Here is a 10658-nt window from a genome sequence, read left to right as displayed (position 1 = left end):
GGAGCCCCGCGCATGACGATCACCGCGCAGGAGGCCCTGCAGCGCACCATCGAGCATCGCGAGATCTTCTTCGACGAGATGGTCGGCCTGATGCGCCAGGTCATGCGCGGCGAGATGTCGCCGCTGATGACCGCCGCCATCATCACCGGACTGCGGGTGAAGAAGGAGACCATCGGCGAGATCGCCGGCGCGGCCACGGTGATGCGCGAGTTCTCGCGCGCGGTCGAGGTGGCCGATCGCACGCACATGGTCGATATCGTCGGCACCGGCGGCGATGGCTCGCACACCTTCAACATCTCCACCTGCGCGATGTTCGTCGCCGCCGCGGCTGGGGCCAAGGTCGCCAAGCACGGCAACCGCAGCGTCTCGTCCAAGTCCGGCAGCGCCGACGCGCTCGAGGCCCTGGGCGCGCGCATCGAGCTGCAGCCCGAGCAGGTCGCCCAGGCCATCGCCGCCACCGGCATCGGCTTCATGTTCGCGCCCATCCACCACCCGGCGATGAAGGTGGTCGCGCCGGTGCGCCGCGAGATGGGTGTGCGCACCATCTTCAACATCCTGGGGCCGCTGACCAACCCGGCCGGCGCGCCGAACATCCTGATGGGCGTGTTCCATCCCGACCTGGTCGGCATCCAGGCGCGCGTGCTGCACCAGCTTGGCGCCGAGCGCGCGCTGGTGGTGTGGGGGCGCGACGGCATGGACGAACTCTCGCTCGGCGCCGGCACGCTGGTGGGCGAACTGCGCGATGGCAAGGTGCGCGAGTACGAACTGCATCCGGAGGACTTCGGCATCGCCATGTCGGCCAGCCGCAACCTCAAGGTGGACGGCCCCGAGCAGTCCATCGCGATGCTGCGCGCGGTGCTGGCCGGCGAGCCCGGCCCGGCGCTGGACATCGTCGCCTACAACGCCGGCGCGGCGCTGTATGTGGCCGGGGTGTGCGACTCGATCGCCGCCGGCATCGAGGCGGCGCGCGCGGCCATCGCCGACGGGCGCGCCGCCGACAAGCTGCGCCAGTACGTGGACTTCACCCGCGCGCTGTCGTGAGCGACGCCGCCTTCGCCATGCTGCCCAGGCCGCCGTACTGGTCGGTGGCCTTCTCCTCGCGTCGCAGCGCGGGCGATGACGCCGCCTATGGCGAAGCGGCGGAGCGCATGGTCGCGCTGGCGCGCCAGCAGCCCGGTTTCCTCGGGGTGGAATCGGCGCGCGGCGCCGATGGCTTCGGCATCACCATCTCTTACTGGGACAGCGAAGCCGCCATCGCCGCCTGGCGCGCCCATGCCGAGCACGCCGCGGTCCGCGCCACCGGCCGTCGCGACTGGTACAGCCACTTCGAGCTGCGGATCGGGCGGGTCGAGCGCGCCTACGGCGGCCCCTGACCGCCGGGTCAGGCCCGCGACGGGCGACAATGCGACAATTCCCCTCCAGCCGCGCCGCACGCGGCATGCACAAGACCCCATGAGCGACATCCTCGACACCATCCTGGCCCGCAAGCGCGAGGAAATCGCCGCGCGCAGCGCGCAGGTTCCGCTGGACGACCTGATCGCGCGCGTGGGCGACGCCTCGCCCGTGCGCGGCTTCGCCGATGCGCTGCGCCGGGCCATCGCCGCCGGCGAGCCGGGCGTGATCGCCGAGGTCAAGAAGGCAAGCCCGTCCAAGGGCGTGATCCGCGCGGACTTCAATCCGGCCGAGATCGCGGTGAGCTACGAATTCGGCGGCGCCAGCTGCCTGTCGGTGCTGACCGATGTGGACTTCTTCCAGGGCGCCGACGCCTACCTGCAGCAGGCGCGCGAGGCCTGCACCCTGCCGGTGCTGCGCAAGGATTTCACCATCGATCCCTATCAGGTGTACGAGGCGCGCGTGCTGGGCGCCGACTGCATCCTGCTGATCGTCGCGGCCCTGGACGACGACCAGTTGGTGTCGCTGGCCGACCTGGCCATGCGGCTGGGCATGGACGTGCTGGTCGAGGTGCACGACATCGACGAGCTCGAACGCGCGCTGCAGGTGCCGGCGCCGCTGCTGGGCATCAACAACCGCAACCTGCGCACCTTCGAGGTGTCGCTGAACAACACCCTGGACATGCGCCACGCCGTGCCGCGCGACCGCATCCTCGTGACCGAGAGCGGCATCGTCACCGCCGACGATGTGGCCACGATGCGCGGGCAGGGCGTGCACGCCTTCCTGGTCGGCGAGACCTTCATGCGCACGCCCGAGCCGGGCGAGTCGCTGCGCCAGTTGTTCTTCGCCGCATGAGCGCGGCCGGGCCGCACCCGGTGCCGGCCGCCGATGCGCCGGTGGTGGTGTTCGACTTCGACCACACCCTGTACGACGGCGACTCGGGCAGCCACCTGTTCGCCTGGCTGATCCGGCGCAGCTGGCTGCGCACGGCGGTCGCGCTGGCGCTGACCCCGCTGCTGGGGCCGCTGGTGGCGATGCTGCCCACGCGCCGGCGCGGCATCTCCGGCTATGTGTGGATCGCCACCTTCGGCCTGCACCGCCGCCGCGACCTGGATGCGCTGATCGATCGCTATGTCGAGGCCAACCGCGCGCAGATGCAGGCCCGGCTGCTGCCAGCCGCGCTGGAGGTCTTCGCCGCCCATCGCGCCGCCGGCGACCGGGTGGTGGTGGCCACCGGCGCCCCGCCGGAGCTGGCCCGCGCGATCCTGTCCTTCGTCGCCCACCAGGACGTGCCGGTGATCGGCACCGTGGTCGGCCCGAAGTTCGGCGCCGTGGCCGCGCGCCGCCACTGCCATCACGAAGAGAAGATGCGCATGCTGCGCGAGCAGGGCTATGGCGAGATCGCCATGGCCTATTCGGACAGCACGGCTGACCTGCCGCTGCTCAAGGCCGCGCGGCGGGCGGTGGTGGTCAATCCCAAGCACAGCGCGGTTGAGCTGTTCCGCCGCGTGCTGCCGGCCGGCACGCCCATCCTCAACTGGGGCTGCCGCGACCGCGCCGGCGACGCCACCGGCGTTTGATCCGCGCAAGCGCGGCGGGTCGCCGCACGTCGCGACCTGCAAGGTTTCCCCGCGGTCAGCGGCCGGCGTAGGCGCTGTCGCTATCCACCAGCGCATGATGCAGCGAGGCGATCCACTCGCCGCGGTCGATGTCGTAGGTGCCGAAGCTGCCTTCGAACTGCCAGTACGCCCAGGCGAAATGGCGCTTCTCCGCGGCATTGACCACCGCCACGGTCCAGGCCAGCCGGTCGTCCGCCGGCGCCTGCTCGTAGGTGCCGAATTCGCCCAGCAGGATCTGCCGGTGATGCGCCTGCGCCCAGGCCGCGATGCGGTCGAACTCGTGGTAGAGCTTGGCCCGGTCGGCCGCGCTGCCCCAGTCCACGCCGGTGTGGTCGCGGATCTCCGCCGGCGCCCAAGACGCGCCCTGGTGGGTGAACCGGAACGGGTTGTAGTAGTGCACGGTCACCAGCAGATGCGGGTCGTCGTCGGGCAGGCTCAGGCGGTCCAGCGCCGTGTAGGCATTGCTGCTGGCCGGGCCGATCACCACCGTGCGGATGGGGTTGTCGCGGCGGATGATGCGCAGCGCATCGCGCAGCAGCGCGTTCCACGCCTCGCTGGTCATCTGGCCGTTGGGCTCGTTGAGGATCTCGAACAGCACCGAGGACGGCGCCTGACGGTAGCGCGGCGCGACCTGGCTCCAGAAGGCCAGCAGTTTGGCCTGGCACACGGCGGCGTCGGCGGCGCAGGGGTGGAAGTCGTGCTCGTCCAGGATCACGTTCAGGCCCGCCGCCGTGGCCTGCGCGACCACCGTGTCCAGGGTCTGCAGCCAGGCCGGGTCCAGGCGGTTGTCCGCGTCCATGTGGGCGAATGCCTGCAGATTGACCCGCACCGTGCGGAAGCCGCCGTCGCGGATCGTGCGGTACAGCGGCGGGCGGAAGCGCGCCTTGGCCGGGTCGTTCCACATCGGGTCGTAGCCGAGGATGTTGACGCCGCGCCCGAGCCGGGCAAAGGCCTCGTCCGCCTGCGCAGGCGGCGCCTGCAGCGCCACGCACAGCAACGCCAACAGCATCAAAAGGGCACGGCGCATCGCGATCTCGCGGGGCAGGGGACTGGGACAGACCAGACGCGACGCCCTCGGCGACCGCATCCCGGCCGCGATCATCGCGCGACCGGCCCCCCGAAAAACGAACGCCGCCTTACCGCCCGCAACCACGACGGCGCACCCGCCGCCGCGTAGCGAACACTGCTATCCCGAATCCCGAATCCCGAATCCCGAATCCCGAATCCCGAATCCCGAATCCCGCCCCGCGGCGCCCTACGCCGAGGGGCCCGGGCCCCTCACGCCATCAGCGCGTCCCGTACAGCACCACCGTCTTGCCACGGGCATGCAGCAGGCCGTCGGCCTGCAGCTTCTTCAGCACCCGGCCGGCCATCTCGCGCGAGCAGCCGACCAGACGGGCCAGCTCCTGGCGCGAGACGCGCAGCTGGGTCCCCTGCGGGTGGCTCATGGCCTCCGGCTCGTGGGCCAGGTCGTGCAGGGTGCGAATGATGCGGTCGGTCACATCCAGGAAGGCCAGGCGGCTGGCCTTGCGGCTGGTATCCAGCAGGCGGCGCGAGAGCTGGGTGCCGATGGCGAACAGCAGCTTGGCCGCATCCGAGGCCAGCTGGCCGCCGAAGAGCTGGTGCAGGCGCTCGTAGCTGATCTCGGCCAGTTCGCACTGGGTGCGGGTGCGCAGCACCACCTCGCGCTTGTCCGACTCGATGAACAGGCCCATTTCGCCGACGAACTCGCCCGGGCCGAAGTAGCCCAGCACCAGCTCGCGGTCCTCGTCTTCCTCGGCCAGGATGCTGACCGAGCCGCTGACCACGTAGTACAGGGTTCCAGCCGGGTCGCCGGGGCGGAAGACATCGGCCCGGGCGGGGTAACGGCGGCGGTGGCTGTTGGACAGAAACGACTCGATGGTCGTCAGATCCGGGATCAGCGCGCCGGCCGGCGAACGGGTCAGGCTCGGTGGAAGACCTGCTTTCATGTCGGCTCTTGAACTGAAGCGAATGTCAGCGAGCTTAGTCTGAATGTGTCGCTCACGGCAATGCGCGGTGCGGTGTCATTTCACCGTCAGGGCATTTGCCCCATAATTCGCCCCTTCACCCGTTTCCTTCACAGGTCCCACTGCCGTGGTCAAACCACTGCCGCGTCTGAGGCTGCAGGGCTTCAACAACCTCACCAAGGCGCTGAGCTTCAATATCTACGACGTCTGCTATGCCGTGTCCGAGGACGAGCGCCAGCGCTACATCGAGTACATCGATGAAGAGTACAACGCCGACCGCCTGACCCAGATCCTGACGGATGTGGCCGAAATCATCGGCGCCAACATCCTCAACGTCGCGCGCCAGGACTACGACCCGCAGGGGGCGTCGGTCACCATCCTCATTTCCGAGGAACCGGTGATCGACAAGAAGCAGGCCGGCAAGGAGGTGATCTCCGATGCGGTGGTCGCGCACCTGGACAAGAGCCACATCACCGTCCACACCTATCCGGAGACCCATCCGCAGGCGGGCATCGCGACCTTCCGCGCGGACATCGACGTGGCCACCTGCGGGGTGATCTCGCCGCTGAAGGCGCTGAACTACCTGATCGAGTCGTTCGAGTCGGACATCGTGATCATGGACTACCGCGTCCGTGGCTTCACCCGCGACATCAAGGGCAAGAAGCACTACATCGATCACAAGATCAACTCGATCCAGGACTTCATGGCCAAAAACATCAAGTCGCGCTACGAGATGATCGACGTCAACGTCTACCAGGAAAACATCTTCCACACCAAGATGCACCTGACCGACTTCGACCTGGACCAGTACCTGTTCGAGGAAAAGGCGCGCAACCTCTCGTTCAAGGAGCGCATGAAGATCGAGAGCCTGCTCAAGCGCGAGATCGAGGAGCTCTTCCACGGCCGCAACCTGGCCGAGTGAGGGCGCGGGTCAGGCGCGGTTGCACGGGCCTGACGTAAAGTCCTGATATCAAGGCGGGACGACCCGCCCGCGGCCCTCGAGGCCGCGCCGCAGGATGACCGACGACGGTCCGGGCTCGCGCCCGGGCCGTTTCGCTTTTACGGCCCTGCGCGTTTCAAAACGTTGTTGGATGCAAAGGAGAACTCGCCATGTCCTGGCTCTATCTGCTGGCCGCCGGCCTGCTGGAAATCTGTTTCGCCATGGGCCTGAAGTACACCGAAGGCTTCACCCGGCTGTGGCCGAGCGTGGGCACGATGCTGGCCGCCGGCGCCAGCCTGTGGCTGATGACCCAGGCGATGAAGGGCATCCCGGTCGGCACGGCCTACGCGGTGTGGACCGGCATCGGCGCCACCGGCGTGGCGGTGGCCGGCATGCTGCTGTTCGCCGAGTCGGCCTCGCCTGCGCGGCTGGCCTGCATCGGGCTGATCGTGGCCGGCGTCGTCGGCCTGAAGCTGGTGTCGTGATCGGGCCTGCGGAGCAGAGTTAATCGCCCTGCACCTGGATCACGCGCGCAGGGCGCTGCTGGGTGGGAGCAACTGTCTCCTCAGCAGCCGCCCGTCTGTAGAGCGGAGCTCGCTCCGCTGCTCTTCGTTCGGTTCGTGGGAAAGGCCCCAGCGGAGCAAGCTCCGCTCTACAGGGGAGAGCCGCCATGGCGGCGATGGGGCTTTACCGGGAAGGCTTCATCGCCGCCATGGCGGCTCCCACGGAATTGCTTCGCTGTCTGCGAGTGGCGACTGGATCGGCGGGCTGCCGCTCCTCCCTCAAAAAAACACTGGGCTGCACCCAGGCAGGGACCGCGTCCATGCGGCGGCGGGCGACTGGCGCCCGGCCGCGCTCGCTCAGAGCCGGTAGGCCACCGTCTTCATCACCTGCGAGGCGAACTGCATCACGCCGGGGATCGGAAAGGGCAGCGTGCGTGCGCCGGCGTCTTCGGCCTGGTCGGCGTGGCGGGCCTCGTCGGCCTTCATCACCTGCAGCACGTCGCGGCTGCGCAGGTCGGCCGGCGGCAGGATGTCCAGGTGCTCGTCCAGATGGGCCTCCACCTGGCGTTCGGTCTCGACCACGAAGCCCAGATTCCAGCCGTCGCCGCGCAGGCCGGCCAGCACGCCGATGGCGTAGCTGCCCGAGTACCACAGGGGATTGAGCAGGCTGGGCCGGCTGTCCAGTTCGCGCAGGCGCCGCGCGCACCAGGCCAGGTGGTCGGTTTCCTCCTGGGCGGCGTGCAGCAGGTGGGCGCGGGTGGCCGGGTCGCGCGCCACGGCGGCCTGGCCCGAATACAAGGCCTGCGCGCAGACCTCGCCGACGTGGTTGATGCGCATCAGCCCGGCCGCGTGGCGGCGCTCGGCCGGGTCCAGGGCGATCTCGGGCGTGGCGGCGGCCGGATAGGGGCGCTGCGCCGAGGGGCTGCCCAGGGTGGTCTCCAGCGCGCGCTGGGCTTCGTCCAGCAGGCGGTCCAGCGGCGAATGCAGGCGGGTGACGGTCATGGCGGAGCGGGTCGGTCCGAAAGGCGCCGCGGCAGGCGGCCATGGGGACATGTTCCCCCGCACCGTGGCCGCCTGCCAACCGCCGCAGGCAGCCACTTGCAATGCCAGGCCGGCATCCGTACAATTCCGCGCCTTCCGTTTCACCCTTCACAACGCGTGGCAAAGTTCCGCGCCCTGGCTGTTCGCCGGACGCGCAATCCGCCCGACCAAACACAAGAGCTTCTTCCATGAGCACGTTCACCGCAAAGAACGAGACCGTCCAGCGCGACTGGTACCTCGTCGACGCCTCCGGCAAAACGCTGGGCCGTCTGTCCTCCGAGCTGGCCCGCCGCCTGCGTGGCAAGCACAAGCCGGTCTACACCCCGCACGTCGACACCGGTGACTACCTGGTGGTCATCAACGCCGAGAAGATCACTGTCACCGGCAAGAAGCTCACCGACAAGAAGTATCACCGCTTCACCGGCTACATCGGCAACCTGAAGACCGAGACCCTGCAGCAGGCGCTGGAGCGTCATCCGGAACGCGTGATCGAGACCGCCGTTAAGGGCATGCTGCCGAAGGGCCCGCTGGGCCGCGCCATGTACCGCAAGCTGAAGGTCTACGCCGGTTCCAACCATCCGCACGCCGCACAGCAGCCGCAGGTCCTGGACATCTAATCATGGCTATCACTCAGAACTACGGCACCGGCCGTCGCAAGTCCTCCACCGCCCGCGTGTTCCTGCGCAAGGGCTCGGGCAAGATCACCGTCAACGACCGTCCGCTGGACGAGTTCTTCGGCCGTGAGACCGCGCGCATGATCGTGCGCCAGCCGCTGGAGCTGACCAAGAACACCGAGAGCTTCGACATCGTCGTGACCGCCGCCGGCGGTGGCACCACCGGCCAGGCCGGCGCGATCCGCCTGGGCATCGCCCGCGCGCTGGTCGAGTACGACGAGACCCTGAAGTCCGAGCTGCGCAAGGCCGGTTTCATGACCCGCGATGCGCGCGAAGTCGAGCGCAAGAAGGTCGGCCTGCACAAGGCGCGTCGCGCCACGCAGTTCTCCAAGCGCTGATCGTTTTACGCTTTACCCTGGGCGGCGTGGTTCGTATACTTCGCCGCCCAGCTGCACCATAGCCCCGTCGCCAAGCGGTAAGGCACCTGACTCTGACTCAGGCATTCGGAGGTTCGAATCCTTCCGGGGCTGCCATCTTCAAGAAGAACCCGCCTTCATGGCGGGTTTTTTCTTGCCCGCGCTCTGGCGCCGCCATGCGCTGAACGGGGCCCGCGCCCGCTGTGTCTGTTCAACGCCAAGGGCAAGGGCGCTTCTGGGGCCGCGTGTAGAATTTCCGGCTGTTCCGCGGCCGCCATCGCCGCCGCTTCCCCGATACGGCGCCTGCTCATGCGTGTTTCCCCGAATCCTCCCCTGACCCCGGCCGCCGAGGTGCTCGAGCGCATGCGCGTGGACGGCTACGCCGTGCTCGACCGTGCGGCGGTGGGCAGCATCGCCGGCTGCGACGAGGCGGCGCTGGCCGCGCTCGCGCCGGGCTGGGACGATCTGGCGGTGGACACCTATCTGCGCGACGGCGGGCGCTATCGCCGCCGCCGTCACGCCTGCTTCGTGCAGGAGGGCGACGTCCTGACGCTGGCGCCGCACCGCGCACACTGGCAGTCGGAGGACTACAACGCCCTGCACGGCGGCATGCACCGCTGGTTCGAGCCGGTCGAGGCGCGGACGCTGGCGCTGCCGGCGTGGTCGGGCCTGATCGACGGCTTCGGCCGGCTGTTCGCCCAACTGCGCGGGCAGCCGCGCTGGTTCATCGAGGCGCACCAGTTTCGCATCGACACCACCGACGGCATCGGCCGGCCCACGCCCGAGGGCGCGCATCGCGACGGCGTGGACTTCGTGGTGGTGCTGCTGGTGGATCGGGTGGACATCAAGGGCGGCGAGACGCGGGTGTTCGAGGCCGAAGGCACCCACGGCCAGCGCTTCACCCTGGCCCAGCCGTGGTCGGCGCTGCTGCTGGACGACGCGCGGGTGATCCACGAGTCCACCCCGATCCAGCCGGCAGGCGAGGCCGGGCACCGCGACACGCTGGTGCTGACCTACCGGGCCGGGGCGTTCCAGGGCGAGGACTGAGCGCGCCTGCCGGCGAACTGGTTACAATCGCAACAATTTCGCTGGGGCAGCCGTGGAGGGCGGGCAATGAAGCTGGGTTCGTTGAAGGAAGGCGGCCGCGACGGCACGCTGATCGTGGTCTCGCGCGACCTGTCGCGTGCGGTGCGCGCGGTCGGCATCGCGCCGACCCTGCAGCGCGCGCTGGAGGAGTGGGCCAGCCTCGCCCCGCGCCTGCAGGCCCTGGCGCAGGCGCTGGAGACGGACCAGGCCGACGGCGCGTTCGCGCTGGACATGGCGGCCCTGGCCGCGCCGCTGCCGCGGGCCTACGAGTTCCTCGATGGCAGTGCGTATCTGGCCCATGTCGAGCGCGTGCGCCAGGCGCGTGGCGCGCAGGTGCCGGAGAGCTTCTACACCGATCCGCTGATGTACCAGGCCACCAGCGCCGGCTTCCTGGGCCCGCGCGAGCCAATCCGCGTGGCCAGCGAGGACTTCGGCATCGACCTGGAGGCCGAAGTGGTGGTGGTCACCGACGACGTGCCGATGGGCGTGGACGCGGCGCGCGCCGGCGAGCACATCCAGCTGGTCGGCCTGGTCAACGACGTGTCCCTGCGCAATCTGATCCCGGCCGAGCTGGCCAAGGGTTTCGGCTTCCTGCAGTCCAAGCCGCGCTCGGCGCTCTCGCCGGTGCTGGTCACCCCGGACGAGCTGGGCGAAGCCTGGGCCGGGAACAAGCTGCATCTGGCCATGCGCACCCAGCTCAACGGCGCCTGGTTCGGCGAGCCGGAGGCCGGGGCGGACATGCAGTTCGACTTCGCCCAGCTGATCGCGCACGCCGCGCGGACCCGGCCGCTGGTGGCCGGCACCCTGGTCGGCTCGGGCACCATCGCCAACCACGACACGGGCAAGGGCGCGTCCTGCCTGGCCGAACAGCGCGTGGTGGAAACCCTGCGCGACGGACAGGCCAGCACGCCGTTCCTGGCGTTCGGCGACACGGTGCGCATCGAGATGCTCGGACGCGACGGCGTCTCGGTGTTCGGCGCGATCGAGCAGCGCGTCGAACGCCAGGCCTAGGGCAGGCGCCAGGCGGGCGCACGGCGCCCGCGTGCGCGACAATCGCCG

13 protein-coding genes and 1 tRNA gene are annotated in these 10658 nt (G+C 69.4%); 11 read left to right on the top strand and 3 right to left on the bottom strand.

Annotated elements, in window-relative coordinates; translation table 11 throughout:
- The first annotated feature begins 12 nt into the window (after positions 1-12).
- The 4 genes from trpD to EAT51_RS03005 all read left to right on the top strand — a co-directional run bounded on the left by trpD (position 13) and on the right by EAT51_RS03005 (position 2972).
- On the top strand, positions 13-1041 hold the full coding sequence (gene trpD, locus EAT51_RS03020; protein ID WP_130515214.1) for an anthranilate phosphoribosyltransferase: 1029 nt from the start codon (positions 13-15) through the stop codon (positions 1039-1041).
- Positions 1038-1373 carry an antibiotic biosynthesis monooxygenase family protein gene (locus EAT51_RS03015; protein WP_205953469.1) on the top strand — a complete coding sequence of 112 codons (336 nt, stop codon included), beginning with the start codon at positions 1038-1040 and terminating at the stop codon, positions 1371-1373. The genes trpD and EAT51_RS03015 overlap by 4 nt, the downstream gene beginning before the upstream one ends.
- 79 nt (positions 1374-1452) lie before the next feature.
- Positions 1453-2247, top strand: coding sequence for an indole-3-glycerol phosphate synthase TrpC (gene trpC / locus EAT51_RS03010; protein ID WP_130515216.1), 795 nt, complete (start codon positions 1453-1455; stop codon positions 2245-2247).
- Positions 2244-2972 (top strand): haloacid dehalogenase-like hydrolase, encoded by a 729-nt coding sequence (locus tag EAT51_RS03005; protein ID WP_130515218.1) that lies wholly within the window; start codon positions 2244-2246, stop codon positions 2970-2972. Before trpC ends, EAT51_RS03005 begins: the two co-directional genes overlap by 4 nt.
- Positions 2973-3027: 55 nt before the next feature.
- On the opposite strand, the gene EAT51_RS03000 is transcribed toward EAT51_RS03005, so the two are convergent.
- The gene (locus tag EAT51_RS03000) at positions 3028-4038 is read right to left on the bottom strand and encodes a glycoside hydrolase family 5 protein (protein ID WP_228257789.1); all 1011 of its coding nucleotides are present in this window, start codon (positions 4036-4038) and stop codon (positions 3028-3030) included.
- A 259-nt stretch (positions 4039-4297) separates the two neighbouring features.
- Complete coding sequence (crp, locus tag EAT51_RS02995; protein ID WP_130515220.1) at positions 4298-4981, bottom strand: cAMP-activated global transcriptional regulator CRP; 684 nt, start codon at positions 4979-4981, stop codon at positions 4298-4300.
- Positions 4982-5126: 145 nt separating this feature from the next.
- On the opposite strand from crp, the gene speD reads away from it, so the two are divergent.
- Together speD and sugE are read left to right on the top strand one after the other, a co-directional pair.
- The gene (gene speD, locus EAT51_RS02990; protein WP_130515225.1) at positions 5127-5921 is read left to right on the top strand and encodes an adenosylmethionine decarboxylase; all 795 of its coding nucleotides are present in this window, start codon (positions 5127-5129) and stop codon (positions 5919-5921) included.
- Between the two features lie 188 nt (positions 5922-6109).
- On the top strand, positions 6110-6424 hold the full coding sequence (gene sugE, locus EAT51_RS02985) for a quaternary ammonium compound efflux SMR transporter SugE (RefSeq protein ID WP_130515227.1): 315 nt from the start codon (positions 6110-6112) through the stop codon (positions 6422-6424).
- A gap of 375 nt (positions 6425-6799) precedes the next feature.
- On the opposite strand, the gene coq7 is transcribed toward sugE, so the two are convergent.
- Positions 6800-7444: a 2-polyprenyl-3-methyl-6-methoxy-1,4-benzoquinone monooxygenase gene (coq7, locus tag EAT51_RS02980; RefSeq protein ID WP_130523740.1), complete on the bottom strand. Its 645-nt coding sequence runs from the start codon at positions 7442-7444 to the stop codon at positions 6800-6802.
- A gap of 227 nt (positions 7445-7671) precedes the next feature.
- On the opposite strand from coq7, the gene rplM reads away from it, so the two are divergent.
- The 5 genes from rplM (at position 7672) to EAT51_RS02955 (ending at position 10610) form a co-directional block, all read left to right on the top strand.
- On the top strand, positions 7672-8100 hold the full coding sequence (rplM, locus tag EAT51_RS02975) for a 50S ribosomal protein L13 (protein WP_130515231.1): 429 nt from the start codon (positions 7672-7674) through the stop codon (positions 8098-8100).
- Positions 8101-8102: 2 nt separating this feature from the next.
- On the top strand, positions 8103-8495 hold the full coding sequence (gene rpsI / locus EAT51_RS02970; protein ID WP_130515233.1) for a 30S ribosomal protein S9: 393 nt from the start codon (positions 8103-8105) through the stop codon (positions 8493-8495).
- A gap of 60 nt (positions 8496-8555) precedes the next feature.
- Positions 8556-8630: transfer RNA gene (locus tag EAT51_RS02965), tRNA-Gln, on the top strand.
- Between the two features lie 192 nt (positions 8631-8822).
- Positions 8823-9560 (top strand): 2OG-Fe dioxygenase family protein, encoded by a 738-nt coding sequence (locus EAT51_RS02960; RefSeq protein WP_165422681.1) that lies wholly within the window; start codon positions 8823-8825, stop codon positions 9558-9560.
- Positions 9561-9626: 66 nt separating this feature from the next.
- On the top strand, positions 9627-10610 hold the full coding sequence (locus EAT51_RS02955) for a fumarylacetoacetate hydrolase family protein (protein ID WP_130561286.1): 984 nt from the start codon (positions 9627-9629) through the stop codon (positions 10608-10610).
- The last annotated feature ends 48 nt before the right edge of the window (positions 10611-10658 follow it).

The sequence above is a fragment of the Pseudoxanthomonas winnipegensis genome (assembly GCF_004283755.1).
GTDB classification, from domain to species: domain Bacteria; phylum Pseudomonadota; class Gammaproteobacteria; order Xanthomonadales; family Xanthomonadaceae; genus Pseudoxanthomonas_A; species Pseudoxanthomonas_A winnipegensis.
Note: the sequence above shows the minus strand (reverse complement) of the source record. Positions and strands in the feature narration are given on the sequence as shown.